Source organism: Apolloniradiicaulis salifontis (assembly GCF_053756655.1).
On the sequence record NZ_CM132387.1, the window covers coordinates 3,108,653 to 3,134,400 of the forward strand.

23 protein-coding genes and 1 tRNA gene are annotated in these 25,748 nt (G+C 66.3%); 10 read left to right on the forward strand and 14 right to left on the reverse strand.

Going from position 1 to position 25,748, the window contains the following annotated elements:
• Window positions 1-60 precede the first annotated feature (60 nt).
• The 3 genes from ACWCOP_RS14820 (at window position 61) to ACWCOP_RS14830 (ending at window position 8,437) form a co-directional block, all read left to right on the forward strand.
• Complete coding sequence (locus tag ACWCOP_RS14820; RefSeq protein ID WP_478249099.1) at window positions 61-3,279, forward strand: S8 family serine peptidase; 3,219 nt, start codon at window positions 61-63, stop codon at window positions 3,277-3,279.
• A 476-nt stretch (window positions 3,280-3,755) separates the two neighbouring features.
• A complete protein-coding gene (locus ACWCOP_RS14825) occupies window positions 3,756-6,293 on the forward strand; it encodes an EAL domain-containing protein (protein WP_478249101.1) in 2,538 nt (845 codons plus the stop codon).
• A gap of 53 nt (window positions 6,294-6,346) precedes the next feature.
• Entirely contained in the window at window positions 6,347-8,437 is a 2,091-nt protein-coding gene (locus ACWCOP_RS14830; RefSeq protein ID WP_478249102.1) for a hybrid sensor histidine kinase/response regulator, read from the forward strand.
• Here ACWCOP_RS14830 and ACWCOP_RS14835 read toward each other — a convergent pair.
• The 7 genes from ACWCOP_RS14835 to ACWCOP_RS14865 form a co-directional block, all read right to left on the reverse strand.
• Window positions 8,434-8,853: a DUF1330 domain-containing protein gene (locus ACWCOP_RS14835; protein ID WP_478249104.1), complete on the reverse strand. Its 420-nt coding sequence runs from the start codon at window positions 8,851-8,853 to the stop codon at window positions 8,434-8,436. The two genes, ACWCOP_RS14830 and ACWCOP_RS14835, sit on opposite strands and share 4 nt — an antisense overlap.
• Window positions 8,854-8,963: 110 nt before the next feature.
• Entirely contained in the window at window positions 8,964-9,512 is a 549-nt protein-coding gene (locus ACWCOP_RS14840) for a pyridoxamine 5'-phosphate oxidase family protein (protein ID WP_478249105.1), read from the reverse strand.
• Window positions 9,509-10,267 (reverse strand): SDR family NAD(P)-dependent oxidoreductase, encoded by a 759-nt coding sequence (locus tag ACWCOP_RS14845; RefSeq protein ID WP_478249107.1) that lies wholly within the window; start codon window positions 10,265-10,267, stop codon window positions 9,509-9,511. The genes ACWCOP_RS14840 and ACWCOP_RS14845 overlap by 4 nt, the downstream gene beginning before the upstream one ends.
• Window positions 10,268-10,326: 59 nt before the next feature.
• Entirely contained in the window at window positions 10,327-10,791 is a 465-nt protein-coding gene (locus ACWCOP_RS14850; RefSeq protein ID WP_478249108.1) for a response regulator, read from the reverse strand.
• 53 nt (window positions 10,792-10,844) lie between these two features.
• Window positions 10,845-11,777 carry a bifunctional methylenetetrahydrofolate dehydrogenase/methenyltetrahydrofolate cyclohydrolase FolD gene (folD, locus tag ACWCOP_RS14855; protein ID WP_478249109.1) on the reverse strand — a complete coding sequence of 311 codons (933 nt, stop codon included), beginning with the start codon at window positions 11,775-11,777 and terminating at the stop codon, window positions 10,845-10,847.
• A 168-nt stretch (window positions 11,778-11,945) separates the two neighbouring features.
• Window positions 11,946-12,251, reverse strand: coding sequence for a YggT family protein (locus tag ACWCOP_RS14860; RefSeq protein WP_478249111.1), 306 nt, complete (start codon window positions 12,249-12,251; stop codon window positions 11,946-11,948).
• Between the two features lie 86 nt (window positions 12,252-12,337).
• Complete coding sequence (locus tag ACWCOP_RS14865) at window positions 12,338-13,504, reverse strand: sensor histidine kinase (RefSeq protein WP_478249112.1); 1,167 nt, start codon at window positions 13,502-13,504, stop codon at window positions 12,338-12,340.
• Window positions 13,505-13,620: 116 nt separating this feature from the next.
• Here ACWCOP_RS14865 and ACWCOP_RS14870 point away from each other — a divergent pair.
• Window positions 13,621-13,696, forward strand: a tRNA-Ala gene (locus tag ACWCOP_RS14870).
• 142 nt (window positions 13,697-13,838) lie between these two features.
• On the opposite strand, the gene ACWCOP_RS14875 is transcribed toward ACWCOP_RS14870, so the two are convergent.
• The gene (locus tag ACWCOP_RS14875; protein ID WP_478250699.1) at window positions 13,839-14,471 is read right to left on the reverse strand and encodes an alpha-ketoglutarate-dependent dioxygenase AlkB; all 633 of its coding nucleotides are present in this window, start codon (window positions 14,469-14,471) and stop codon (window positions 13,839-13,841) included.
• Between the two features lie 156 nt (window positions 14,472-14,627).
• On the opposite strand from ACWCOP_RS14875, the gene ACWCOP_RS14880 reads away from it, so the two are divergent.
• Entirely contained in the window at window positions 14,628-14,957 is a 330-nt protein-coding gene (locus ACWCOP_RS14880; RefSeq protein ID WP_478249114.1) for a hypothetical protein, read from the forward strand.
• A gap of 454 nt (window positions 14,958-15,411) precedes the next feature.
• Here the strand turns inward: ACWCOP_RS14880 and ACWCOP_RS14885 are convergent, their stop codons facing one another.
• The gene (locus tag ACWCOP_RS14885) at window positions 15,412-16,236 is read right to left on the reverse strand and encodes a MipA/OmpV family protein (protein ID WP_478249115.1); all 825 of its coding nucleotides are present in this window, start codon (window positions 16,234-16,236) and stop codon (window positions 15,412-15,414) included.
• Between the two features lie 103 nt (window positions 16,237-16,339).
• Between ACWCOP_RS14885 and ACWCOP_RS14890 the strand changes: the two genes are divergently transcribed.
• Entirely contained in the window at window positions 16,340-16,819 is a 480-nt protein-coding gene (locus ACWCOP_RS14890; protein ID WP_478249117.1) for a hypothetical protein, read from the forward strand.
• Between the two features lie 25 nt (window positions 16,820-16,844).
• Here the strand turns inward: ACWCOP_RS14890 and ACWCOP_RS14895 are convergent, their stop codons facing one another.
• A complete protein-coding gene (locus ACWCOP_RS14895) occupies window positions 16,845-17,129 on the reverse strand; it encodes a 4a-hydroxytetrahydrobiopterin dehydratase (RefSeq protein WP_478249118.1) in 285 nt (94 codons plus the stop codon).
• Window positions 17,130-17,306: 177 nt separating this feature from the next.
• Here ACWCOP_RS14895 and ACWCOP_RS14900 point away from each other — a divergent pair, with 177 nt between their 5' ends.
• Window positions 17,307-17,579 carry a histidine kinase gene (locus ACWCOP_RS14900; RefSeq protein ID WP_478249120.1) on the forward strand — a complete coding sequence of 91 codons (273 nt, stop codon included), beginning with the start codon at window positions 17,307-17,309 and terminating at the stop codon, window positions 17,577-17,579.
• On the opposite strand, the gene ACWCOP_RS14905 is transcribed toward ACWCOP_RS14900, so the two are convergent.
• The 3 genes from ACWCOP_RS14905 to ACWCOP_RS14915 form a co-directional block, all read right to left on the reverse strand.
• Window positions 17,576-18,847 carry a UbiH/UbiF/VisC/COQ6 family ubiquinone biosynthesis hydroxylase gene (locus tag ACWCOP_RS14905; RefSeq protein ID WP_478249122.1) on the reverse strand — a complete coding sequence of 424 codons (1,272 nt, stop codon included), beginning with the start codon at window positions 18,845-18,847 and terminating at the stop codon, window positions 17,576-17,578. The two genes, ACWCOP_RS14900 and ACWCOP_RS14905, sit on opposite strands and share 4 nt — an antisense overlap.
• Window positions 18,848-18,922: 75 nt before the next feature.
• Complete coding sequence (locus ACWCOP_RS14910; protein WP_478249123.1) at window positions 18,923-19,615, reverse strand: ChrR family anti-sigma-E factor; 693 nt, start codon at window positions 19,613-19,615, stop codon at window positions 18,923-18,925.
• A gap of 146 nt (window positions 19,616-19,761) precedes the next feature.
• A complete protein-coding gene (locus ACWCOP_RS14915; protein WP_478249124.1) occupies window positions 19,762-20,343 on the reverse strand; it encodes a sigma-70 family RNA polymerase sigma factor in 582 nt (193 codons plus the stop codon).
• Between the two features lie 198 nt (window positions 20,344-20,541).
• Here ACWCOP_RS14915 and ACWCOP_RS14920 point away from each other — a divergent pair, with 198 nt between their 5' ends.
• A complete protein-coding gene (locus ACWCOP_RS14920; protein ID WP_478249125.1) occupies window positions 20,542-21,087 on the forward strand; it encodes an invasion associated locus B family protein in 546 nt (181 codons plus the stop codon).
• Window positions 21,088-21,146: 59 nt separating this feature from the next.
• On the opposite strand, the gene dapF is transcribed toward ACWCOP_RS14920, so the two are convergent.
• Window positions 21,147-21,998, reverse strand: coding sequence for a diaminopimelate epimerase (gene dapF / locus ACWCOP_RS14925; protein WP_478249127.1), 852 nt, complete (start codon window positions 21,996-21,998; stop codon window positions 21,147-21,149).
• Window positions 21,999-22,138: 140 nt separating this feature from the next.
• Here dapF and ACWCOP_RS14930 point away from each other — a divergent pair, with 140 nt between their 5' ends.
• The gene (locus ACWCOP_RS14930; RefSeq protein ID WP_478249128.1) at window positions 22,139-24,403 is read left to right on the forward strand and encodes a prolyl oligopeptidase family serine peptidase; all 2,265 of its coding nucleotides are present in this window, start codon (window positions 22,139-22,141) and stop codon (window positions 24,401-24,403) included.
• 318 nt (window positions 24,404-24,721) lie between these two features.
• Window positions 24,722-25,726: a homoserine dehydrogenase gene (locus ACWCOP_RS14935; RefSeq protein ID WP_478249129.1), complete on the forward strand. Its 1,005-nt coding sequence runs from the start codon at window positions 24,722-24,724 to the stop codon at window positions 25,724-25,726.
• Window positions 25,727-25,748: the final 22 nt, after the last annotated feature.

Below are 25,748 nucleotides of genomic sequence, written 5' to 3' on the forward strand. Positions count from 1 at the left end.
TACTTTATTGCGGCGGGCGTGCTAGATACGCCTGACACGGGTTATCTCGGGGTGGTGACGATGCGCAAAATTCTTCGGTCGGGCTCGGCGATCGCCGCGGTTCTGTCTCTCGCTTTCGCCGCTGAGGCGTCTGCCGAAGATGGTCAGATCACGCTGCAGTCTCAGGCCGCTTCCACGACTGAGCGCGGGCCCGAGAGCTCCGGCGACCGGCTATCACCCAGCTATGGTCAGATCTCCCCGTTCTACGGCCAGATCAGCCCTTTCTATGGTCAGATCTCCCCGTTTTATGGCCAGATCAGCCCTTTCTACGGTCAGATATCCCCATTCTATGGTCAGATTTCGCCGTTCTACGGCCAGATCAGCCCCTTCTATGGTCAGATTTCACCCTTCTACGGCCAGATCTCGCCTTTCTACGGTCAGATCAGCCCCTTCTACGGTCAGATTTCACCCTTCTATGGTCAGATCTCGCCATTCTACGGTCAGATCAGCCCCTTCTACGGTCAGATTTCACCGTTCGGTGGCGAGATCTCGCCGGTCGTTGGCGAGTTCAGCCCGCTCTGGGGTCAAATCAGCCCGTTCTATGGCCAGATCAGCCCCTTCTATGGTCAGATCTCACCCTTCTGGGGCCAGATCAGCCCGTTTTACAGCGAATTGAATCCCTTCTACGGTCAGATCTCACCGTTCTGGGGCCAGATTTCGCCCTTCTGGGGTCAGATCTCCCCGTTTGAAGGAGACGTGTCGGCGTTCTGGGGCCAGATCTCACCCTTCTATGGCCAGATTTCGCCCTTCTACGGCCAGATCTCTCCGTTCTGGGGCGAGATCGGCCCGTTCTGGGGCCAGATTTCACCCTTCTGGGGCCTGATCAACGAGGCCGGCTCTTCTGAGCGGCTCGGCGATCTGGTGACCGCGCTGGAGACCCTGTTCGGTGAGGCCGAGACGGTGTTCGGCGCAGCGATCACCGAACAGACCGGTTCAAGCTTCGAGGCGGGCTTCCTGGACGCGCTCCTGGCCCGGTACGGCTTCGACCTGTCCGATCCCGAAAGCCTTCTGGACGCCGACGCCGGACTGCGCGACGCCTTCTTCCTGGATTTCTATGACGGGTTGATGAGCTTTGCCGGGACCGACCACGCCGACCACTGGATGGCGCTCACGGGTTGGTCGCCGGCGCTGTCGCAATCGGTGGACGGCGGCCGCGGGGTCGCCGTCGGCCTTCTGGACCTGACGCGCCGCACCACGCTGGCCTCCGGGCCGGAATGGCGCGACGCCATCGCCGATTTCCAGGTCCTGCACGGCGAAGCGGTGGCGAGCCTCATCGCGGCGCCCCACGACTATACCGGCGCCATGGGTGTCGCCCCCAATGTCCGCCTGCGCAGCTTCAACCCTTATGACGAGACGCTCACCGCCGGGTGGGCCGACGTGACCACCGGCATCCGGCGCCTGACGCGTCAGGGATCCGACATCGTGAACCTGTCGCTCGGCGTCCCCGGCGTCACGTTCGATCAGGGCTGGAGCGACGTGTTCAGCGACCGCGCGGTCCTGCGCCACGGCGAGGACGCCCTGTTCGTGTTCGCCGCCGGTAATGACGGCGTCGCGCAGGAAACCGAAATCGACTGGACCGGCGCCCTGTCGGTTGAAAACCTGATCATCGTCGGTTCGGTGAGCCCGCTGGGTAATCTTTCCAGCTTCTCCAATCGTCCCGGAGACGCCTGCTTCACCATTGAGGGCGCGTGCGGCGAAGGTCAGCGCCTCATGGACCGGTTCATCACGGCCCCCGGCGAATTGCTGCTGGTCGATGACGGTCAGGGCGGCACGATGCGTGTGACCGGCACCTCCTTCGCCACGCCGCTGGTGAGCGGCGCCGCGGCGCTGGTTAAGGGCGGCTGGAACTGGCTGGACGGTCCCGACATCGCCGATGTTCTGCTGGGCTCCGCCCGCGACGCCGGCGCGCCGGGCACGGATGCGGTCTTCGGGCGCGGCATTCTGGATATCCGCGCCGCCATGCAGCCTCTGAACACCGACGACCTTGTGTTCTTCGATGCTCGCGGTCAGGCTCACTCCACCGCGAACATGCGTGTTCTCGCCGGCGCCCTGTGGCGCGGCGCCAAGCGCGACCGCGGGCTGGCGGTGTTCGAGGCGGTGAACGACACCTATCGTGATTTCGAGATTTCGCTGTCCACCCTGATCACCGAGCTGCAACAGAGCGACATGGGCGAGGTCGGCGCCGCTGAGGCGTGGATCTCCGAGCAGAGCCGCGCCGGCCTGACCTCTTTCTCCAGCCAGGCTGAATCCACCCGGCCGCTGGCGCGCTCCGGCGACATGATGGTCACCGCGTTCGCGTCCGAGGCTGATCCCCTCGAGACGCAATCGGCCGACTCGCTGGACTTTCAGGCCGGCGTGCGGGTCGAGAACGACGTGACGGGGCGCCGGTTTGAATTCGGCGCCGGCGAGGGCGCATTCGCACTCTCCGGCCAGTCGGGCTTCAACCTGTTCGCCGACTATCGCCCACTTTCGGGCGGGGTGAACCCGGTTCTGGGCTTCGCGTCGGGCGGCGCCTACCTCGCCGCCTCGGCGCCAGTGGGCGAGAACACCCGCTTCACCGCCGGTGTGACCAGCGCCCATGACGAGCGCCAATACACCGACCCGTTCACCGGTGAGGAGCACGGCCTGATCGCCGGCGTGGACGCCTACGCCGCCACCGCGATCAACGCCGCTCTGACCCATTCGCTCACCGACACCGTGACGATCGGCGCGGGCTATACCCGGCTGATGGAGCGCGACGCGCTTCTGGGCGCCCAGGGTGCAGGCCTGATCGGTTTCGGCGGAGGCGCTGCGACCGACGCCGCCACGCTCAACGCGCAGGTTCTTCTTGGCGCCATGACCACGCTGGACGTTTCGGCGACGCTGGGCCGCACTGCGGCCACCGGATTTGACGCCTCGGCGGTGTCCCTGAGCGAGGCGGCGATGTCCACCGCCTGGCAGGTCAGCGTCACCCGCACCGGCGTGTTCGGCACGCAAGGCGGCCTTCGCGCCAGCCTGATCCAGCCGCTGCACATGGAAAGCGGCGCCCTGACCTATGCGGTGATGAACGTCACAGACCGCGCCACCGGCGCTCTGGGGCTCAACGAAGAGCGCTGGGCTCTGGACGGCGAGCGCCGGCTGATCGGAGAGCTGCTCTATGAAGGCCCGGCCTTCGGCGAGCGTGGCGCCTACGGCCTGTTCGTACGCGCCGAGACCGAAGCGGGCGCCGCCGGCGGCGTGCGGTTCAACGTCCGCTTCTAGAGCGACTTTAGGCGGTTGTGATCGACCTATATCGTTCGAAACCTTTGACTTGTCGCCGATTGAACCGCCAAACCGGGGCCTGCTTTCGCTGAAAAGGCTATCGCGTGGGGCTGACGGCTCAGATTGACGGCCGGCGCTGTATTGGCGCCGGCCGCTTTCGTTTGACCCGATCCCACAAGCCGTTTGGGCTAATCGGCCTGACAAAACGCGCCTTCGGGCCGCGCGGCGGCAAGATTGAGCGAAAACTGAGGGCCTTGGGGTATTCAGCCTGGACAACTGAAAGGAGTTAAATATCCAATCAACGCTGGTTACCTGAATTTTTACGACCTTGTGGAACACTGGTCCCCAAAGGCGCGTGAAGTGCGCCTGTGAACGGGGTGAATGGTTTGCATGTCAAAGCGCTGATAACGGGGCCGATAACGGCGCTATGCCTCGTCCTGGCCGGTCCCGCTGCGGCCGTCCAGGCGCCTGGCGCCGTGGCTGACAGGGCCAGCGAGGTGCTGGACTCCTACCAGGCGGCCGTCGAGCGATCCAACCAGATCATGATGGCCGATCCGGCGGGCGCCCTCGCGCTGGCCGAGGCGGCAGAGGGCTTTGTCGCCGACGCCGAGCCGGCTTCCGAGCGTCAGGCCGATCTGGCGCGCGCCTGGTGGCTGCAGTCTGAAGCGCTGGCTCGCCTCGGCCGGTCGGATGAGTCGCTGGCGCGCGCCCTGCGCGCCCTGGAGTCGCTGGGTCCGGCCGCTAAGGCCGACAAGCTCTACGCCGATTTGCTCCATGCCGCGGGCCGCGCCACATCCAGGCTGGGCGATTACGGAGACTCGCTCACCTATCTGCAGCGCGCCCATGAGGTCTATGACGAGATCGGCGAAACGCGCAGTCAGTCCATCACGCTGCATTCAATCGCCGAGATCTACATGAATGCGCGCGAGTATGAGCGCGCCGTGGGCTATTATCTCGACGCTGAGGCGCTGTATTCGGGCGATACGTCCATTGATCTGGCGCTGGCGAATAATCTCGCGAACGCCTATCGCGAAATGGGCCGGTTTTCCGACGCCCTGGAGCAATTCCGGCGCGCGCGAGACATCGCCGAAACCATCGACAGTCCGGTTTTGCAGGTTCGCATCCTCAACAATCTGGGCGCGCTTTACACCCAGTTCGACCGCCACGCCGACGCTAAACTGATCGTCGACGTCGCCATGGCGATCGCTGAAGAGGCGGGCTCGTCGGAGTGGATGCGTTTCCTCTGGGGCGTTCGGGCCATGGCCTCCTATGGGCAGGGTGATCTGGACACGGCTGTGACGGAAATCTCGCGCACGTTCGAGGGCGTGGCGCTGGATGAAACCACCTATCACTTTGTCGATTTCCACGAGGCGGCGGCGAGCATCTTCACCGCGCTCGGTGATTATCGCGCCGCAGCCGACCATCTGCGCGCGTTCAAGCGCCTGGACGACGAGGGGCGCAATGTCGCTGCGTCAGCGAACACCGCTCTGCTTGGCGCCCAGTTCGACTTTGCAGCCCAGGAGCTCGAGATCGAGCAATTGCGCACCGAGCGTCTGCAGCAAAACCTGGTGCTGTCGGAAACCCGCGCCCGCCAGCGCCTGTTGGCCGCCCTGGGCGCGCTGGCCATCGCACTGGCCCTGGTGGCCGTCTTCGCAGTGCGCTATCGCTCGGCGCAGGAGCGCCGGCGCATGCTGGCCAAGGCGCTATACACCGACGCTGAAACCGGCCTGCCGTCCCGCGCTTCTCTGGTGCGCCGCTTCGCAGAGGCCGCCGGTCACCGGCGCACGCCCCACGGGGTCGTGGCGCTGGAGATCGAGCGCTTCGCCCATCTGCGCGCGGCGGTCGGGTTTGAAACCACCGCCGAGCTGGTGCGCCGCCTCGCCGACCGGCTGAGCGCCGCCGCCGACGGCCAGCAGCCCACCGTGATCGCACCGGGCATGCTGGGCTTCATGACCGCCGATACAGACAGCAGCGCCCTTGAATCCTTCGCGGCGCGTCTGCAGCAGGCGGCGAACACCACTGTGATGTCCGGCGCGCTGGAGATCGACGTGATCGCCCTGGCCGGGGCCGCCATAGACGAGGATGGCGACCGGGCGATCCGCCACGCCGCCCTGGCCATCGGCGAGGGCCGCAAGACCAAGCATCCGGTGACGCTGTTCCGGCCTGGCAACGCCAGCGAGGCGTCGCGTAATCTGGCGCTGATGAGCGCCATGATCGCCGCCACGCGCAATGGCGACATGGATCTGCACTATCAGCCCAAGCTCAATCTTCGCACCGGCGCCTATGACAGCGCCGAGGCTCTGTGCCGCTGGACCGATCCGGAGCGCGGCGCCATCGCGCCCGATCAGTTCATCCCCGCGGCCGAAGAAACCGGGCGTATTCGCGATTTCACCGAATGGGCGCTGGAGCGCGCGGTGGCTGATCAGGCCCGCTTCGCCGCAGCCGGCCATGACATCGTCGTGGCGGTGAACATGTCCGGCGCCCTTGTGGGCGACGCCGGATTCGCAAGACTGGCCGCCGACATCGTCGAACGCGCCCGCGGCAAGGTGAGCTTTGAGATCACCGAGACCGCCGTCATCGCCGATCCCGAGCGCGCCATCGCCAATCTGGAAATGTGGACCGAGGCGGGCATAGAGCTGGCCATTGATGATTACGGCACTGGCGTCTCTTCCCTGGCCTATCTGAAAACCCTGCCGGCGCGCGAGCTGAAGCTGGACCGCTCCTTCATCCACCAGATCGCCCATTCAGGCCGCGACCGGTTGCTGGTGAAATCGACCATCGATCTGGCCCATAATCTCGGCATGGAGATCACCGCCGAGGGCGTGGAGGACGAAGAAGGCCTGAATGTTCTGCGGCTTCTGGGCTGCGACATGGCGCAGGGCTTCGGCCTGTGCCGGCCCGTGGACCACGCCGCGACCCTGGCCTTCCTGAAAACACAGGCCGAGGCCCATGCGCGATCGAGCGCCGGACAGAACTCGCAAGGTCAATCCGGGCAGGCGCGCCAGGCGCGCTGACGCTCTGTTTACCTAAAGCGGTGCAGGCTGAAGCCGTTCAAGCGGGGGCGCTTATGAATTTGATCGGCGATCTCACGGTCTTCACCATATCCGTGGCGATGGTGGTGATGTCCTGGTCCGCGACCCGTCGGCTCGGCCGGGCGCGCCGCCGCGCGAATCAGCTCCTCGCCGGCCTCATCGTCTTGATGCTGGCCGCGACGGTCGACAGCGCCGAACACGCGCCGGGCGGGACAGCGCTCGTTGAACGCCTGTTCGGGCCGGCCAGCGAGGGCGCGGCGTACGGGCTTTACGCGCTCGCCTTTGTGATCATCGGGGCGGGTCTTTTTCGCTGGCTGCCGCTGTTGCGCCGGATTGATCAGGAGTCCGCCGCCCGCGAGCGCGCCGAGGCGGAGCTGCAGACCGCCCTCGAGCGGTCGCGCCAGTTCAACGCCGGGCTTGAGGCGCTCGCCCGTCTGCATATCGAGGAGCGCTGGGATCTGCCGCGCCTTGTGGACGAGGCGGTGCGCCGCGTCAGCCAGCTGGCCGGCGCCGCTCGCGTCAGCGTCTGGCGCCTGGCCGAGGACGGGGCGGCGATGGAGTGCGTCTCCCTGTTTGATGTGCGCACTGGCGCCCATGAGCGCGGCGTCCGCCTGGAGCGGTCTTTGAACCCGGCTTATTTCGACGCCATCGAGGCGGGCCGGGTGATCAATGTGGCCCGCGCCGAGGAAGATCCGGCGACGAGTGCGTTCACCGACATCTATCTTCGCCCCACCGGCGTCGGAGCGCTGATTGATGCGCCGATCCTCGCCGGACGCCGGGTGCGCGGGGTGGTGTGCTGCGAGCATGTGGGCGGCGACCGCCAATGGACGCCGGAGGAAGTCTCGCTGGTGTCGGCGACGGCCCAGTACATCGCCGTGGCCGACCTGGCCGACGATTCCGACACCTTGGCCGAAGAACTCAAGCGCGCGCTGAAGGCCGCCGAAGCCGCCAGCGAGGCGAAATCGGCGTTCCTGGCCAATATGAGCCATGAACTGCGCACGCCGTTGAACGGCGTTCTGGGCATGGCCCAGGCCCTGTCTCTGGAGGGTCTCGCCCCGGCCCAGGCCGAGAAGGCGGAGATCATCGTGCGGTCCGGCCGCCATCTTCTTGGGGTTCTCAATGATGTGCTGGATCTCTCGCGCATTGAGGCCGGCCAGCTTCGCCTGGTCGCCGAGCCGCTGGATCCGGGCGCCGTGATCAGCGATGTCTGCGCGCTGTTCGAGGCTTCCGCGGCCCAGAAAGGCCTGTCCATCACCTGCGACACCGCCGGACTGCCCGCCCATGTGGCCGCAGATCCGGTGCGCCTGCGCCAGGTGGTGAGCAATCTCGTGGCCAATGCGGTGAAGTTCACTGAAACCGGCGGCGTACATGTGGATGCGCGCGCCCATGGAGAGTCCGGCGCAGGCTGGCGCCTGGAGATCGCGGTTTCCGACACCGGCTGCGGCATCAGCGCTGCTGATCAGGCGCGGCTTTTCCAACGATTCAGCCAGGTCGATGCGTCTGCGGCGCGCAAGCATGGCGGCGCAGGGCTGGGACTGGTGATCGCGCGCGAACTCGCCCAGGCCATGGGTGGAGATTTGTCGCTGCGCTCTTCGCCGGGCGAAGGCTCCTGCTTCACGGTGAGCGTGCGGGCCGGGGAGGCGTACCTGGACCCAAGCGGCCAGCAATCGCAGACCGCCGGCCGGCTGGACGGCGCGCGCGTGCTGCTCGTGGACGACAACGAGGTCAACCGACTGGTGGCGCGCTGCTTCCTGGAGCCCGCCGGCGCCGTGATCACCGAGGCCGAGAGCGGTCTGGCCGCGATTGACGCCTTCACCGGCGCGGTGTTCGATCTGGTGCTGCTGGATGTGCACATGCCCGGCCTTGGCGGGGTGGAGACGCTGCACCGCTTGCGCGCCCTGCCGGGTGGATCGGCGCCGGTGATCGCCCTGACCGCCGACGCGCTCTCAGGCGATGCGGCGCGCTACAAGGCGGCGGGCATGGACGCCTATGTGGCCAAGCCCGTGGACCGTGAAACGCTGATCGCGACCTGCGCCGCCCTGCTGGCGGCCCCCGGCGTGCCCGAGACCGGCGTGCCCGAGACCAGCGTGACTGAGACCCGCGAGGCCACCGCGCGGAAGGCCTAGCCGAACGCGTCGCCTGTTTCCTGAGGCTTGTTTCGGATCAGCCGGCTGTCCAGAACCGCCGCGACGCGGTGGGGCACGGCGTCGGCCTGATAGACCGTGTCGGTGACCATCTCCAGAAAGGCCGCGGCGCTGGGATAGGCCGCGATGAAGGCCAGATCCCAGGTCTCGTCGCCCGGACCGATCAGCACGCCGCGCGGCTGACCGCGCCAGATGATCTTGCCGCCCACGCGCCTGAAGATCGGTCCGGACGCCTCGCCATAGGCGCGATAAGCCTCATACCCGCTCGCGTCGCGCCCGTCGGCGTACACCGCCCGGTCGCGCAGGCGCAGTAGATTGAGCATCTCCACCGGCTCGTCGCGCGGCAGCGCCTTGAATGCGTCAAAACTGTTCCGAGTGGGATCCACATGGTTGGACATTGGCGCCTCCCTTTCTTGCAACAAAGCGCAAGTTCATCGCGCCGGCCCGATGAATGCAAGACCCGGCGATTGCAAGGCCTTGAAAGCATGATCCGAAGGGCCGCCGCGTCTCAGGGCTCCGCCCGGCGCCAGGCAGGCGGGTCGGCTGTGAAATCCACAAAGCGCCGTTCATGTCCGCCGCGTGCGATGACCAGCAGGTCGGCGCGTTCCATGCGGATGCTGATTGCGGCGAAATTCGCAGCCGCATCTGGGCTCGGCGCTGACGCCGGCGCGTCCGGATCATCGCCGGGCGCGCGCCCGCGATAATCATCCATCGAACCCTGCGGCGCACGGGCGAAGGCGGCGTCGCGCGCCTCGCCGTGCAGAATCCGGGCGCGTCCGTCCACCCGCAGCTGCACCATGGAACCTTTGTCGAAAAACAACAGCGCACACGCCGGCGCGGCCTGCAGCTCGTCAAGCTTGGCCGAGCGCGCATCGGTGTGCAGCTCGATCTCCAGCGCGGCGCGGTTAAAGGCGCGCACCACGAGCATGCGGGCGCCGGGATAGGCGCCGCCCTTCGTCGCCAGCACCGGCCAGCGCCAGGGCGATTTCTTCTCGTTCGCCGCCCGCGTCAGGATATCCAGGACGGCGCGGGGCGGATCGGTGAGGTCCAGGCTCACGGCGCGATCTCTTTACCGGCCCAGTCAAAGCACTTGCCGCTGTCCTGCGGCCCAAGGCTGTCCATGACGGTGAGCAGGCGTCCGGCTGAAAAGTCGGGTGTGAACAGTTTGCCCTCGGGGACATTGCCCTGGAAGGGCTGCGACAGGCCTGTGTCCACCGTGCCCGGATGCAGCCCGGCGCAGACCGCGTGGGGCGCCTTGCGCGCCAGCTCGATGGCGAGGGTGCGGATGATCTGATTGAGCGCCGCCTTGGAGGCGCGATAACCGTACCATCCGCCCAGACGATTGTCCGAGATCGAGCCGACCCGCGCCGACAGGGCGGCGAACACCGCCTTCTCCGGGGCGTCCTTTGATCCGCGCGCCAGCGCCCCGAGCGCGTGGCGCGCGATCAGGGCGGGAAGAATCGTGTTGACCCGAAACGCCTCTGCCAGGCGGTCCGCGTCCAGATGCCGCCAGGATTTTTCAGGCTCAAGCCCCGCCTCGCCATGCAGGGCGCCGGTGGCCGCGATGACCAGGTGAAGCGCCCCGTCGCCACGGGCCGAGCGCACGGCGGCCTCGATCGTCGAAGGATCTTCAAGATGAAAGGCGAGCCCGGTTGCTCCGGCGACCGAGCGACCGCTGCGCGAGGCCGCAAAGACTCCGCCGCAGCGCGGATCGCGGCGCAATGCGCCTGTAAGCGCCGCGCCGACGCCGCCCGTGGCGCCGAAAACAAGGGCGCGATAGCCTTGCGGAAGGGATGAGAGTGAGACGGTCATGGAGCGCGATCTAGGCCGGGCGCCGCGGTCCGCCAGGGGCTGGCGGCGGCGCGCCGGACCTAAAGCATCAGCGTATCGTCGTCGTCTTGGTCGTTCGCGAATCCGGCCGACACAGGCGCCGGCGAGGTCTCGGTCGCCTCAAGGACCTTGCGCAGAAGGGCGCGGCTTTTGCTGTCGTCGCGATTGTGAAAATAGGAATTCTTGTCCAGCACGATCACGCCGGCGCCGATTCGCTCCTCGTCCACGCGCGCAGACCCGGTGAGGACCACGATCGGCGCCCCTTGGGCGTGGCGCTTGATCAGCGAGACCGTGTCATTGGGATCGCGCGAATCGGGAAGCCGCAGATCGGCGATGATGAAATCATAACGCCTGCGTGCAAGCTTCAACCTAGCATCGCGAAGTGTTCGGGCCACTTCCATTTCGAAATTGATGGAGCCGTCTCCGGCGTCGTTCAGGGCATGCTGAAACAACATCGCATCGGCGAAGTCGTCTTCCACATGAAGAACGGTAAGTTCGCGGATCATGGCGCGCCTCGTATCACTTACTCTTGGCTAGCGCGGGGCCGGTTACAGCAAGGTTAACATTCGGTCACATTAGTGAGTGCGCACGGCGTTTCCAGCCCGGCCCGCCGCGCCGCCGCGATGAGCGTATTCACCAGAAGCATGGCGATGGTCATCGGCCCGACTCCTCCGGGAACGGGTGTGATGTGACCCGCGTGGCCCAGAAGCGCTTCAAGGTCTGCGTCGCCTGTCAGGCGAGTCTTGCCGTCCTCGCCATCAATCCGGTTGATGCCCACATCGATCACCGCCGCGCCCGGCTTGACCCAGTCGGGCTTGACCATGTTCGGCCGGCCCACGGCGGGCACCAGAATGTCGGCCTGGGCGCAGACGCCGGCCAGATCGCGAGTTCGCGAATGGGCCAGCGTGACGGTGCAGTTCTGCTCCAGGAAGAGGAGTGCGGCCGGCTTGCCCACCAGAATCGACCGCCCGATCACCACCACCGATTTGCCGGTGAGGTCGCCCAGCGCCTGGCGGGCCAGCCACACGCAGCCCGACGGGGTGCAGGGGCGAAGGCCCGGCGCGCCCTGAACCAGGGCGCCGGCGCTCGCGGTGGTGAGCCCGTCCACATCCTTGGTCGGATGGATCGTCTCCACCACGGCGTTGGCGTCCACATGGGCGGGCAAAGGCAGCTGGACGAGAATTCCGTCAACGCCGTCGTCGCCGTTCAGCCGTTCCACCAGGGTGATGATCTCAGCCTGGCTCGTCTCGGCGGAAAGCCGGTGTTCCACGCTGGTCATGCCGGCGGCTTCGGTGCGGCGCACTTTATTGCGGACATAGACCTGGCTGGCCGCATCCTCGCCCACCAGAACCACGGCGAGGCAGGGCGCGCGCCCCAGCTGCGCGGTCAGCTCCGCGGCGCCGGCGCGGGCGGCGGCGTCCACCCGCTCGGCGCCGGCCTTGCCGTCGATCAGGATCGAACCGGACTCGTGTTTTTTCAGAATGTCGCTCATGAGCGCGCCTCGTGCACCAGCGCGTCGAGCGCGTCAAGCGGGCCGCCTGAAGCATCACCGCTCCGGTCGAGGGACGTGTCACGAGAGGCGGCGCCGGCGCTCACCGGCGCCGAAGATCCAGCGCGACCGAGCCGTTTCGCCGGCAACGCGCATCCGCCCCTGCAAGGATCAGCCAAGCATCGGATATATTTGCTGCATCAAGAGCCAGTTGCGCACGAACTGGACCACGAGGAAGAAGACGATCGGCGACAGATCCAGCCCGCCCAGATTGGGAATCACCCGCCGCAGCGGATTGAGGAAGGGATCCAGCAGCGCGCTGGAAAAGCGCCACACCATGGCGACGAACTGGTTGCGCGCATTGACCACGTTGAAGGCGATCAGCCAGCTAAGAATGATGTTCACGACCAGCAGGATCACCAGCAGGTCGAGGACGGGAACGATGAAATATACGATGATCGCCTGACCGAAGGACATGGGCGCTCCTGTTGCCGTTGCGGCCTCTGTCTATCCGCGCACGAGGCGCTCTGGCAAGGCGAACCGGCGCATGGCGGGCGCGGGCCTTAAATGAGCGGCAGGGTGAAGACGAAGCGCGCCCCGCCGCGATGATCGGTGTCCAGGCGGATGGTTCCGCCGTGGCTTTCCACGATGGTCCGGCAAAAGGCAAGACCCACGCCGGCCCCGTCCGCCCCGTTGGTCTCCAGCCGGGTGAGCATGTCGAAGGCGCGCTCGGCGTGCTCGGCGGGTACGCCAGGACCGTTGTCGGTGACCGTGATCACAGCGTTCGAGCCGTCCTCGCGCCCCGTTATAATGATCTCCGGAGGCGCGGCGCCGTCATGATATTTCAGAGCGTTGGCGATGAGATTGTCGAACACCCGTTCGATCAGAACCGCGTCGGCCTGGGCGCGTGGCAGGGCGTTCAGCGTCATCGCAGCGCCGGCGGCCTGTATTTCAGGGGCGCGGGCCTCGATCGCCGCCCGGGCCACCTCCTCAAGGTCCGTGGGCCGGGTCTGAGGCGGCGTGTTCACCAGCTTGGCGTAGGTCAAAAGCGCGGTCACCAGGGTTTGAAGCCGGTCGGTGGACTCGGTGATGCGCCCCAGATAGTCGCGGCCCTTGTCGCTGAGCGCCGCTTCGTCGCGCTCGATGAGCTCGGCGAACAAACCGATATGGCGCAGGGGCGCACGAAGGTCATGGCTGGCGGTGGTGGCGAACTGATTGAGCGCTGCGTTGGCGCGTTCCAGCTCTCCGGTGCGCTGCTCGACCCGGCGCTCCAGCTGGGCGGCGAGGGCGGTGAGCTGGGTTTCGGCGTCGGCGCGGCGAACAATTTCCTGCTCCAGCGCCTCGTTCTTCGCCGTCAGATCGCCCCTGGAGGGCAAGGTGAGGGCGCGCGGGAGCAGCGGCCAGAGCGCAATCGCGGTGGCCAGCGAAGCGAGCGCGGTCGCCGCCTTCAACAGGCCCGCCGCGTAATAATGCGGGGTCCACACTGTCCAGATGGAGAAGGCGTGGGTCATCCCGCAAAGCACGATGAAGGCTGTGAACAGCCACACCACGGGCCGGTAGGCCAGGTCCGGCCGGCGCGTGGTGAAAACGGCCATTGCGGCGGGAATAGAGAAATAGCTCAGCGCAATCACGGCGTCGGAGCCCACGTGCAGCCACAACAGGTCAGGCCGCCAGAGATAACACATCCCGTGCGGCATGAATCCATGCATGGAAAAGGTTGATCCCATCATGGGATATTCACTGCGCCGGCCCCTCCCGGCAAGGCTCGTTTTTCGCGCGCCCGGCTCGCAGCGAGCCAGCTTGACAGCGCTGGCGCGCGCGCGTACCTCCACGCTTCCCACGGATCGGGGCCGTAGCTCAGTTGGGAGAGCGCGTCGTTCGCAATGACGAGGTCAGGGGTTCGATTCCCCTCGGCTCCACCATTTTTTCCTGATGCTCAAGCCCGTCCGGGCTTTCGCTCCTCCCCCGGACGCGGCCCGGGGTGCGGGCGGACGGTCGTCCTTGCGAACCCGTTGGGTTCGAAGTGACATCGCTCCGGCTCGACCATTTCCACAGCCCGCGCGTCTAAATCTTCACAGTCCGGAAGGTCAGCGACACGCGGCGTTTTCTCGGCTTGCGCGTTCCCTCGATCATGTCGGATTTGCGCGCCGGGATCTCGTGTGTCCAGTTATAGCGCGCCTCGCCAGACAGGATCAGGAGCATTAACGGCTCGAGGATGACGCTGCGGTGTTCCCCGGTTGCGCGCTCTCTGAAGACCATTTCGACCTCGCCTCCAAGACTGAGCGAAGCGACCGCTGGCCCGAAGCACGGCTCGCAATCGACATGGGCGGATATGCCTTGCCCAGGCAGGTATTCGTTCACGATGACTTGGTCGGGTGTGGCGCCGAATTCACCATCTTGACCGACACGCTCCGCGAACTCGGTCACCCAGCTGGGAAGCGGCCCCAAATCCATGTCCGGTGACACCGCCCTAGCGCGATAGTCATAGAGCCAGCCATACTGCTGGACCCGCCGCTTTAGGTCAGAGCGCCACACCTCGGCATCAATGGCCGTCAGCAAGAACTGGGCTTCACGAGGGTCGACAAAATCATCGATTAGGCGGGCGCCGGACGGGAGCAAGGTATCCATAAATCCACTATCGCCTAGCTCGCCCGCTTGATCGCCTGGTTTCGGGAGCATTACGCGCGCGCGATACATTTCCAATAACCCCCTCCCCGACACGGCCCCTCATGTTGCAAAGGGTTGTACTGCGGGTCCCTTTTCCAACCACGCCTCGTTTAATTCTGAAATAGATTGATCAGCGGCTACCCCCCGGTAAGGTGACAACCTCACTCAAACCTATGCGGGGAAAACATGAAAACTGGAATTATCGTTTCGATTGCGCTCGGCGGCCTGCTTGTAGGGGCCTGCACCACGTCAGAACGCGTCACCATTCGCCAACCTGGCGATATGAGCATGTCGTGTGACGAGATTCAGCGTGAGTTTCGCGAGATCGAGCGCGTTGTTGACGACGCTCAAGGAGATCAGGGCGTGAATACCGCCAATGTCGCGGCGGTGCTGTTCTTCTGGCCTGCGGCGGTTGGAAACTATGTCGGCGCCGAAAGGGCGCTCGAGGCTGCAGAAGAGAGGCAGGATTGGCTGTACGAACTCTATCAGGAGAAAGACTGCGAAGGCATGCTGTAAGTCGCTCATGGGGCGTCGTGGGCTCTCAAACTCACGGCGCCCCTCACGCACGCGTGCGGCTGCGTCCATCGCCGCGAGAAGGCGCTCAGCCTTTTGCTCCGACACGAAGTCGCGTACGACGCGCGCGCCGGGCGGCAAGGGCAGAGACTCTGTTACATTATCGCATGTCCGGCTCTATGACCCGCGTACTGCAAGATCGGTATTTCGACAAAGCGCTCTGGTCCGCGTCAATGGTATTGACGTGACCATGGCCCGACCAAGCGGACCGAAAAAACGAAAGCATATCCTCTGCTTCACAGGCTACCCATCCCGCTGCGGTCGGCGGATCGAACGCGCTAAGATGACGCGCGTGACCGCGATCTGGCCGGCCGCATTCAATCGTGAATCCGCCGCCCGGAGAAACCGCCGCCGCGACCTTTTCAGGGTCGCGCCGGCGTAGCGGCTGGGGTGTTTGCTAGAAGCGGCGGCCGAAGGCGAGGCCTGCGAAATACTGGTTTTCGTCGCCGCGTAGGGACACCAGCGGGCTGTCGGCGAAATCGCCCACAAGGCGCGAGGCGCCCAGGATCGTGGTCACCGACCAGAGCTCTGTGAAGCCGTGGGTGTAGATTGCGGTGACGCCGACATCCTGTACGCCGCCGCCGGCGGTGTAGACCGGAAGGCCGGACGCCAGAGCGCCTGCGGCGTCGACGGAGAAGAGGGTGTCCGCGTAATCATCGGAAAAACCCGAAACCGAGGCCGACAGTGCGAAGAAGCTCTTGCGCGACACCGCGCCGGCATAGGTGAGCGAGCCGCTCCAGGCCAGGCCCTCCACCGTGCCCAGCGCATCCACGCCAAGCTTTCCGCCCACCGTGAGCCGGTCCACTGGAGACAGAATATTTTCCGCCAGCTCGTAATCGGCGAACACGCCGGTGAAAATGGAGTTGTCCACGTCCGCTAGGCGCGAGACGACCGCGTCCTCCACGTCATCGCGCCCGCCTGACCAGCGGCCATAGACGCCGGCGGTGAGCGGTCCGGCCTCGTAAAGCTCGGCGGCCAGGCCCGGGCCGTCGGTGCGGAGCACCACATCGCCCCATTCCACCCGAAGGGCGCCGAAAGGGATGACGCGGTAATCATCAGACCCGGCATAGTCGGGCAGGAAAGCCGCGCCGCCCGATGCGAACTGGGTGAGGACTGGAGGCTCGGCGCCTTGGGCCGCCGCCTGGCTGAGCGCGGCGGGGCTCGCGCAAAGGCCGGCGGCGAGCGCTGCGGCGACGGAAGCGGCGAGGCGGGGCCTGATCATGGCGGTCTCCAGGTTTTAAACTAGTCCCACAAAGTATGGGACCCGGCCGGGCCTACAAGGCGCGCCAACAGTTTTTTTACCCGATGGCGCCACACTCTTGTTAATGACGACCTGGACGACACACTTTCTGCGGTCCGCGTTGGCTGTCGGTGCGGCGCTTGCGCTCGCCGGCGCGGCCGCCGCGAACTCCGCTCCGGCGGCGGCCGGCCCGGAGCCTGCGCCGGCTACCGGCCCCATGGGCCGCGTTCTCGTGGGTGAGGGCGTGCAAAGCTATATGCGCATGGATTCCATGCGCACCGCCCTTCTGGTGGATCGCCGCTCAGGCTCGCGGGCGACGCTGGAGGTCGCCTTCTCCCTGGACGCGCCCGAACGCGACTCCCGCCGGATGATCGAACAGCGGCGGCTATGGTTGCGCGCCGCCTATTCGGAAACCCTGCTGATCTATGCCGGGCGGATGTATCGCTGGGGCGAGGTGCCCGATCTTGATCGGCTCGCGCAACTCCTGCAGGAGGACACCGACCGGCTTATCGGTCCTGGCCGGGCGCAGGTCTTGCTGGACACCGTCCTGATCAGCGCCAGCTAACTCCCGCACGCAGCTCCGGCAGGGCTCAGTCCGCCGCGCCGTCCATGAATCTGGCCAGTTCAAGATCCTTGCCCGTGACGCCGCCGGCGTCATGGGTGGAGAGCGTCACATCCACCGTGTTGTAGACATTGAACCATTCAGGATGGTGATCAATCTGCTCGGCTTTCAGCGCCACCGTGGTCATGAAGCCGAACGCGGTCTTGAAGTCGGAGAATTTGAAGACCTTGCGCACCGCGTCGCGCTCTCCCTCGACCTTGGCCCATCCGCTAAGCTCGTCGCACAGCGCTTTTGCGCCGATCACATCGGTCATGGCGTCATCCTCATTGGTTTGTTGTGGATCAAGTTGGGCCTTGTACGCTGCGGGTTCAAGGCGGGGCCAGGTCGGGTTCAGGGCGAAGCGCCGCGGGGACGCGCGCTGCGTTCACCCAAAATTATCGCGCCTGTGCCAGTATCAAGGCTTGGACGACTGTACGGAAAGGAGGCGGCGATGACCCGTTTTCTGATCTCTGACGACAATCCCGGCGGACGCAAGCTGGAAGAGGTGCTTCTGGCCCTGCGCGCCGAAGTGATCAATCGCTGCACCAAGATTTCCGGCGACCTTCGCCCGGAATCCCAGCATGTGATGAACAATAACATGCAGGTGCTGCATCACCTCACCGAAGCGATAAAGCTGTCCCAGGACTCCTCGGTGACGCTGGACCGGGCCTTCGGACCCAGCGAGGCGGCCAAGGGCGGTCCGCCGCGCATCGGGGTGGTCTAGACCCGCAACGCCTCGCCGCGCAAAAGCGCCGGCAGATCGCCGGTCGCCCCGCCTGCGGTGCGCATGAAGAAGCGCCGTGCGGCCGGAATCCTGTCCACCGCCGACAGGCCGAGGCCGCGGCCCAGGCGGATCAGGCTGTGATCGTTGGAAAACAGCGCGTTGAACAGGTCCGTGCCCAGCGACAGGGCGGTGGTGTCGGTCTTGCGCCAGCGCTCATAGGGTTGAAGTGAGGCGCGCGCGCCGAGATCCAGTCCCGCCCGCTTGGCCTCCACGATCACCTCTGCCAGCGCCGCGGCGTCGCGAACACCCAGATTGAACCCTTGCCCGGCGATGGGATGGATGGAACGTGCCGAATCGCCCACCAGCGCCAGCCGGTCGCCAATGAACGTCTCGGCGATCTTCAGACCCAGCGGATAGGTCCAGCGCGGGCTGTCTGGTTTCACCGCCCCGAGGAAATCACCAAACCTCGCCTCCAGCGCTTCCTGGAAACCCTCGTCGTCCATCGCTTTCAGCGCATCGGCGACGGCGGACTTTTCCGTCCACACCAGGCTGGCGCGATTTCCAGGCAGCGGCAGGATCGCGAACGGCCCGCCCGGCATGAAGAATTCATAGGCGACGCCTTCGTGGGGCTTTTCATGGGCGACGGTGAGCACCAGGCCCTTCTGGGCGTATTCGCGCCCGGTGGTGCGGATGCCCGCTTGCTCGCGCAGCCTTGAGAATTTGCCGTCGCAGGCGACGATCAGCTGGGCCTCGATGCGCGCCCCGCTTTCGGTGACCAATGCCGAGCGCCCCGGCGCGCCAGCCTCCATGCGCGTGATGCGTTCGGGCGCATGTACCGGAACACCGGCGGCTTCACAGGTTTTCGCCAACGCGATGCGGGTGTGGCGGTTTTCCGCCATCCAGCCCAGCGGCTCGCCGTCGGGGTCGGGACTGATCTCGCGGCGATCAAAATGCAGCTGGTCGCGACCCGGCCCGCCCGGCTTCAACCCGTCATAGGGCCGCCCGTCCACCACCAGGATATCTTCGATGCGCTGGACGTTTCCTTTGAGATGCTCGGCGGCGCCGACAGTCTCCAGCATGCGAAAGCTGGAGTAAGACAGCGCCGAGGCGCGCCCGTCAAAGGCCGGCGCGGTGCGCGCATCCAGCGGCAAGGCGTCAATGATGCAGACAGATACCCCCGCCTTGTGCAAGGCGAGCGCAAGTGTCAGCCCGGCGAGACCGCCTCCGGCGATCGCGACGTCATAGGTGTGGGTGGAGGTACGAGCCATGACAGAGAGGATAACGCGCCTCTGCTCAAAGGAAAGCGGCGCGGCGCCGCAGGGCGCCTGGCCCCGCCGGGACGTCTAGGCGCCAAGGGCGCGTTGAACCCAGCCCAGCGGGCCGGTGAAGGCCAGCGGGCCGTCGCTCACCGCCAGCGCGATACAGACCTCGCCGGGTTCGGCTACAGGCTTGTGCTCGGTGGACGGATCGGCGGCGCACAGCTCGCCGCGCGCATAGCGATCGCGCCCGTCATGGAAAGCGCCGGTGAGCACCAGGGTGAACTCACGCCCGTCATGGCCGTGGCGCGGCACGCCGCGTCCCGGCTCCAGGCGGATCAGCTCGGCCTTGGCCGCGCCGTCGCGCATCAATTCCATGGTGCGCACTCCCGGACCGGCGAAGCTCCATGCGCCCTGCTCAAGGGCGAGATCCCGCACGGCGTCGGGCAGGGCGAGAAGTTCTTCAATGGCCTGGCCGGCGGCTTTGGCGGCCTTGCTGGACGCAGCGTCGGCTGCCCCCGGTCTGAACGTGGCGGCCTCGCCGACGCCGGCTTCCTCGGCGTCGATGACGGCGAAGATCTCGGCCAGACGCTGCTTGCCCATGGCGGCGGGGGCGACGCTGTCCAGCATCAACCCTGCAACGGCCTCCGCCGCGTCGCGCTCCCGCGCGATTTGCGGCGAGACGCCCGCCTGGGCGTCGATGAGCAAGCGCATGGGCCCGGACAGGGCGCCCGAGGCGTAAGCGGCGTAGAGCTCGTCTCCGAGCGGATGATTTGTCATGGCGATTATGTCGTTTTCCGTCTGCGCGCATTGACTGCACGTCTGTCCCACGTCGCCATATCGCTCAATAGCGCCCGGCTTCAAGGCGCCTCAGTAAATATTTATTCGCTGAATGCGATTAAGGGATAATCAGCAAACCGAATGCGTCACAGCGCTTCGCGGTTCAGGCGCTTCCTCAGCTTGTCGAAGGCGAGCCGCAGGCGCGACTTCACCGTGCCCAGCGGCACGCCCACCCGGTCGGCGATGTCGCGGTGCGAGAGGCCGTCGAAAAACGCCATGCGCAGAAGCGCCACCTGCTCTTCTGGCAGATCGGCCAGCGCCTCGCGCACATGGGCTTCGCGCGCGCTGGCGTGGGCTGCGTCGTCCGGCGCGGTCATCTCCGGCGGCAGCAGCGCGGGATCGTCGGCGTCCAGATCGGGCCGCGCCGCACGCCGGGCCGCATCAATGCGGCGGTTGCGCGCGATGCGGAAAATCCAGGTTGAGGCTGAGGCCTGACTGCGATCAAACGTGTCGGCCTTGCGCCACACGGTGAGCATCACTTCCTGTGCGAGTTCCTCAGCCAGGCTGTCCTGCGCGTTCAGGCGCAGAAGATAGGCTTTGACCCGCGGGGCGTAGAAATGAAACAGCGAGGCGAACGCCGTTCTGTCCCGGCGCGCACACGCCTCCACCAGCCCGTCAAGCGCGTCACGGTCGATCACAGTCTCTGAATCGGCCGATGCGTCGGGCAAGACACCCACCTTTTAATATCTTTCGGACAATGTCACAGACTGAACGTGACCGATCAACCTCAGCGCCATCAATCCGCCATCGCGCCCTGCTTTACCGTTCCGCCTTGAGCCGCGCCAGCGGCGTGGCGCCGCAGTCAAAGCTTGCGCACCGCCTGGCGCGGACCGAATTTGAATAACGCAACAAGCTGGAGAGTGTTCATGCGCTACGCCGTCGCCAGTCTCCCGGGCCTCGCCGCCTTCGCCGCCCTCCTGGGCGGCGCCAGCGTCCTCACCAGCGCCGGGAGCGCTATCGCCCAGAGCTCGCCCGAACCCGTGTTTCGCGGCGCTCACACCGACTGGCGGGTCTTCACCCGCGGGGAGGGATCGGCGAAAATCTGCTACGCGCTCAGCCAGCCCAGCGAGTCCCTGCCGGGCAATGTGGAGCATGGAGACGTGTTCTTCCTGGTCTCCACCTGGGCGGACGGCTCGGCGAGTGAGCAGCCGAACTTCCTGGCCGGCTATCCGCTGAAGCCTGAAAGCCCGCCCCGCGCCCGCGTCGGCTCGGATCTCTACACGATGTTCGTGTCCGATCAGGAAGGCTTCCTGGAAGAGGCCGGGGACGAGGACCAGCTGGTGCGCGCCATGCGGCGCGGCTCCACCATGCGCGTCGACGCGGTCTCGGCGCGCGGCACCGCGACGGTCTACGAGTTCTCGCTGTCGGGCGTCAGCGCGGCGCTGGACGCGGCTGAAGCCTTGTGCCGCTAGGGGCGGCTTAATCCGGTGCCCGGCCGGCGCCCCGATCAGCGCTCATATCAGCGCCCATATCAGCGCGGTGTGAAAGCCGCCTCGACCTCGTCTGGGGGGGAATAGGCGCCCTCCAGCTCCACCGGGCCGGACAGATGGACATGACCGCGATCATCCCAGCGCACCGGTAATGCGCCGCCATCGGCCTCGATTTCGGCCTCGCGCCCGGTGCGGCCCTGACGGCAGGCGGCCACCAGTGCGGCCGCTGCTCCGGTGCCGCAGGCTTTCGTCAGCCCTGCGCCGCGCTCGAACACCCTCAGGCGGATATCGCCCGGCCCGCGAACCTGAGCGAATCCGGCGTTGACGCGGTCTGGAAACAGCGGATCCCGCTCGACCTTCGGGCCGATCACGTCCAGCGCCAGCGCCTCTACATCGTCCACGAAGAACACCGCGTGGGGATTGCCCATGGAGACCGCGCCCGGACCCGTCAGCGAACCGCCGGCGGGAAGGTCGACGCTGTAATCAAGGCGCACCGTGTCCATCTCGCGGGCCAGCGGAATTTCGCGCCAGCCCAGCCGCGCCGGACCCAGATCCACTTCCGCGCCGTCTGCATCCACCCGGCGCGCATTCAAATCTCCGCCGCAGGAGGCGAGGCGTAGCGTGTCCTTGCCCCTGTCTTGAAACATCAGCCAGGATGCGGCGCGGGCGCCGTTGCCGCAGGCGCTCACCTCGCCGCCGTCGCGGTTCCACACCCGCAGGCGCGCATCAGCGCCGTCATCGTCTTCCAGCGCCAGAAGCTGGTCGAAGGGCTGGCGTGACGCCAGATCAGCAACAGAAGCGGGCGAGGGCGCGAGGCGGCCCTTAGCGCCGTCTCCGCGGGCATCGATGAGGATGAAGGCGTTGCCCGCCCCGTTCATGCGCCAGAATTTCATGGCGGTCTCCTCGCAGGGCGCCGACCTGGCCGGTGGCTGCGCCTTGCTGCATGACATATCGGTAACGTGTCCGCTATGGACCAGAGCGGGCGCACGCGCTTGTATACGCGCCAAATACCGCATCTAGGGGAGTTTAACCAATGCGACTGGGCTATAGCCTGTCCGCCGCCGCCGCTGTTCTGGCGCTTGCGGCCTGTTCACCGAGCCAGGACGACACTCAAGGGAACGCTATGAGCGAAGTTTCCGCCGCCGCCGGGTCCGAAATCGCCTCCGCGCCTGAGGCGAGCGAGGAAGCCCTGGCGCTCAACGCCGCGATCCAAAGTGAGGAAGAGTCGCTCACCTGGCTGGAAGAGGTCGAGGGTGAGCGCGCGCTGGATTTCGCCCGCACCATGAATGAACGCACGCTGGACCGGCTGCAGTCGGATCCGCGCTATGACGTGCTCTATGAGCGCGCCCTGGAGGTGCTCAACAGCGCCGACCGCATCGCCTATGTGAGCGTGCGCGGCGGCGAGCTGTGGAATTTCTGGCGTGACGCGGACAACACCCACGGCCTCTGGCGCAAGACCAGCGCGGAGAGCTACGCCACTGACAGCCCGGAATGGGAGGTCGTGCTGGATCTGGACGCCCTGGCCGACGCCGAAGACAAGAACTGGGTATGGCGCGGCGCCAACTGCCTGGCGCCCGACTATAATCGCTGCCTGGTGACGCTGTCGGACGGCGGCTCCGACGCTGCGGTGACGCGCGAATGGGACATGGAGAGCCGCAGCTTCGTCGAGGACGGCTTCTACATCCCCGAAACCAAGGGGACGGCGGCCTGGATCGACGCAGACACGCTCCTCGTCGCCACGGCGCTGGATCCGGCCGAGGCCACTCAGTCGGGCTACCCCTTTGTGGTCAAGCGCTGGGCGCGTGGAACGCCGCTGGAAGACGCCCCGGAAGTGATCCGCGGCGAAGAGAGCAATGTGGGCGTCTGGCCGGCCCGGTTCGAGACCGAGGACGGCACGCCCTACATGCTGGCCACCCAGGCCGAGAGCTTCTTTGAGAGCGTCTACTGGTATCTGCCCGACGGCGCGGCCGGAGAGCCGGTGCGCATGCCGCTGCCGCGCAAGGTCAGCCCGCGCGCCCTGTTCCAGGGTCAGCTGGTGTTCTCCATCGAGCAGGACTGGACGCCGGTGGAGGGTGGAACCGCCTATCCCGCCGGCGCCGTGCTCAGCTTCGATATGGCCGAGTTCGCTGAAACCGGCGAGCTGCCTGCGCTGGAAGAGGTCTTCGTGCCCAATGAGCGCCAGGCCATCGGCTCCTTGGGCGGCACCGCCAGCAATCTCTTCATGGTGATCACCGACAATGTGGTCGGCGAGCTTCTGGCCCTGAACCATGGCCCCGAGGGCTGGTCCAGCACACGGATCGAAGCGCCGGACAACGCCACGATCTCCATCGTCACCGCCGATGATCAGAGCGACCTCGCCTATGTGAACGTGGAGGGCTTCCTCACTCCGGAGACCCTGCAGCGCATCACGCCCGAGCTCACCCTGGAGCCGGCCAAATCGGCGCCGACCTGGTTCGACACGCAAGGCCTGTCTGTGGAGCAGCGCCAGGTGGCCAGCGCGGACGGCACGATGATCCCCTACTTCATCGTGCGCGCCGATGACGCCACAGAAGCCGGTCCGACCCTGCTCTACGCCTATGGCGGCTTCCAGGTGTCTCTGACGCCGAACTATTCGGGTACGCTGGGCCGGTCCTGGCTGGAAAACGGGGGGACCTATGTGCTGGCGAACATTCGCGGCGGCGGCGAGTTCGGCCCCGCCTGGCACCAGGCCGGGCTCCGCACCGATCGACAGCGCATCTATGACGATCTCATCGCGGTGGGCGAAGACCTTATCGCCGACGGTGTGACCACGCCGGGCCAATTGGCGGTGGAGGGCGGTTCCAATGGCGGCCTTCTCACCGGGGTGATGTACACCCAGCGCCCCGATCTCTGGGGCGCGGTGATCAGCCAGGTGCCGCTTCTGGACATGCTGCGCTACCATCTGCTGCTGGCGGGCGCCAGCTGGCAGGACGAGTACGGCTTCCCCGACGAGAACGCCGACGAGCGCGCCTTCCTGCGCTCCATCTCGCCGCTGCATAATGTGGAGCCGGGGACCGAATATCCGCCGCTCTTCCTTCTGACGTCCACCAAGGATGACCGGGTCCATCCAGGCCACGCCCGCAAGATGGCTTACTTGCTCAACGAGCTGGGCGAGGACGTGCTTTATTATGAAAACATGGAGGGCGGCCACTCCGCCGCCGCCAATCTGGAAGAGACCGCCAAGCGCCTGGCGCTTGAGTTCACCTTCCTGATGCAGGAACTCATGGGCCCGGCTGAAAACGGGGCCGATAGCCGGGATGGTGACGGCGCTCAGGAATAAGCGCTTCAGTCTCCCATACGCCTGACCAACCCCGGAGCGCTCGCCGCTCCGGGGTTTTTCTTGTCCGGAACGCGGGAAAGGGGGCGGATTTTTCCAGCGATGCCGCCAACACCCTGATTGCCGGCGATAGATTCTTCTGGACACCGCATAAAGACATCTTTATATCCATATATGCGCCGATTTGAGCTTCAGCTTGCGGGCGCGGTATAAGTGCGGCTAAAGCGAGGCGGTTGGCATAAAAGGGCTTTCATCGCTCTCCTTCCGTTCGCAGCCTCCTTGTCCCGCCCATTGCGGCGCGCACGACGCAAGGAGATTGTCATGGCCAAATCCGCCCTCGCCCCCGCCTCCGCTCCCGGCCGCCTGCGCTCCGCCGCGCAGATCTTGCAGCCGCGCATCGCGCCGGCGCGAATGCGTGCGATTTTGCTGGGCTGCGGCGTGGTCAATGGCGGGCTTGAGGGCCTAATCCCGGAGGGAATCGAGATTGTCGGCGTTCTGGCGCAGCGCCCCCGGCCCGAGGGTCTCTACGGCGCGCCGGTCTTCACCGACGCCGACGCCGTGTTCGCCCTGTCGCCCGAACTCGTGATCGAGGCGCTGCCCGGCGGCGGCGCCGCCGAGCGCCTGCTGGAGCGCGCGGTTGAGGCGGGCTGCCACATCATCACCGCCAACAAGGACGTCGCCGCACGCCGGCCTGATCTCGCACGCCGGCTTTCAGCGAAAGGCAAGGTGTTCGCCTGTTCTGCGGCGGTGGGCGGCGGCGCGCCGGTCCTGGAGACCGTGGAGCGCCTTACGCGTTCGGGCGCCGGGCTGGTGCGGGCGCGCGGCGTGCTGAACGGCACCTCCAACTTCGTCCTCGATCGGTTGGCGCGCGGTGAATCGCTGGAGAGCGCCGTGCGCGCCGCTCAGGCGGCCGGCTTTGCAGAAGCCGATCCCAGCGCCGATCTGGATGGGCTGGACGCGGCCAACAAGCTGGCCCTGATCGCCCGCGCCGCCTGGGGCGCCGAGCTTGATCCGGCCGAAATCGAGGCGCAGTCGATCAGCGATCTCACCGCCCGGCAAATCGAGGCGGCGCGCGCCGCCGGCAAGGTGATCCGCCAGGTGGGACTGGTGTCGCGCGGGCCCGCCGGCGTTAGGGCGCGAGTGCGCCTGGACGTGCTGGCGCAGACCGATCCGCTGGCGCGCACCCGAGACGAGGGCAATTGTGTCGTAATCAGCTCCGAGCGCGGGGCCCAGGTGATCGTGGCCGGCAAGGGCGCAGGGCGCGGCCCCACCGCGGCCAGCCTCGCCGGTGATCTCAAACGCCTGTGTGAGCGCCTGGGTCAATGAGCGTAGCGGTGAAACTTGATGC

Excerpts from the sequence above, each read along its gene's own strand:
- ACWCOP_RS14890 (WP_478249117.1), top strand. The coding sequence starts at position 16,340 with ATGACGACCTGGACGACACACTTTCTGCGGTCCGCGTTGGCTGTCGGT.
- ACWCOP_RS14875 (WP_478250699.1), bottom strand. The coding sequence starts at position 14,471 with ATGTATCGCGCGCGCGTAATGCTCCCGAAACCAGGCGATCAAGCGGGC.
- ACWCOP_RS14895 (WP_478249118.1), bottom strand. The coding sequence starts at position 17,129 with ATGACCGATGTGATCGGCGCAAAAGCGCTGTGCGACGAGCTTAGCGGA.
- ACWCOP_RS14935 (WP_478249129.1), top strand. The coding sequence starts at position 24,722 with ATGGCCAAATCCGCCCTCGCCCCCGCCTCCGCTCCCGGCCGCCTGCGC.
- ACWCOP_RS14835 (WP_478249104.1), bottom strand. The coding sequence starts at position 8,853 with ATGTCCAACCATGTGGATCCCACTCGGAACAGTTTTGACGCATTCAAG.
- dapF (WP_478249127.1), bottom strand. The coding sequence starts at position 21,998 with ATGAAATTCTGGCGCATGAACGGGGCGGGCAACGCCTTCATCCTCATC.
- ACWCOP_RS14860 (WP_478249111.1), bottom strand. The coding sequence starts at position 12,251 with ATGTCCTTCGGTCAGGCGATCATCGTATATTTCATCGTTCCCGTCCTC.
- ACWCOP_RS14910 (WP_478249123.1), bottom strand. The coding sequence starts at position 19,615 with ATGACAAATCATCCGCTCGGAGACGAGCTCTACGCCGCTTACGCCTCG.
- ACWCOP_RS14885 (WP_478249115.1), bottom strand. The coding sequence starts at position 16,236 with ATGATCAGGCCCCGCCTCGCCGCTTCCGTCGCCGCAGCGCTCGCCGCC.
- ACWCOP_RS14880 (WP_478249114.1), top strand. The coding sequence starts at position 14,628 with ATGAAAACTGGAATTATCGTTTCGATTGCGCTCGGCGGCCTGCTTGTA.
- ACWCOP_RS14830 (WP_478249102.1), top strand. The coding sequence starts at position 6,347 with ATGAATTTGATCGGCGATCTCACGGTCTTCACCATATCCGTGGCGATG.
- folD (WP_478249109.1), bottom strand. The coding sequence starts at position 11,777 with ATGAGCGACATTCTGAAAAAACACGAGTCCGGTTCGATCCTGATCGAC.
- ACWCOP_RS14905 (WP_478249122.1), bottom strand. The coding sequence starts at position 18,847 with ATGGCTCGTACCTCCACCCACACCTATGACGTCGCGATCGCCGGAGGC.
- ACWCOP_RS14900 (WP_478249120.1), top strand. The coding sequence starts at position 17,307 with ATGACCCGTTTTCTGATCTCTGACGACAATCCCGGCGGACGCAAGCTG.
- ACWCOP_RS14865 (WP_478249112.1), bottom strand. The coding sequence starts at position 13,504 with ATGATGGGATCAACCTTTTCCATGCATGGATTCATGCCGCACGGGATG.
- ACWCOP_RS14850 (WP_478249108.1), bottom strand. The coding sequence starts at position 10,791 with ATGATCCGCGAACTTACCGTTCTTCATGTGGAAGACGACTTCGCCGAT.
- ACWCOP_RS14930 (WP_478249128.1), top strand. The coding sequence starts at position 22,139 with ATGCGACTGGGCTATAGCCTGTCCGCCGCCGCCGCTGTTCTGGCGCTT.
- ACWCOP_RS14820 (WP_478249099.1), top strand. The coding sequence starts at position 61 with ATGCGCAAAATTCTTCGGTCGGGCTCGGCGATCGCCGCGGTTCTGTCT.
- ACWCOP_RS14845 (WP_478249107.1), bottom strand. The coding sequence starts at position 10,267 with ATGACCGTCTCACTCTCATCCCTTCCGCAAGGCTATCGCGCCCTTGTT.
- ACWCOP_RS14920 (WP_478249125.1), top strand. The coding sequence starts at position 20,542 with ATGCGCTACGCCGTCGCCAGTCTCCCGGGCCTCGCCGCCTTCGCCGCC.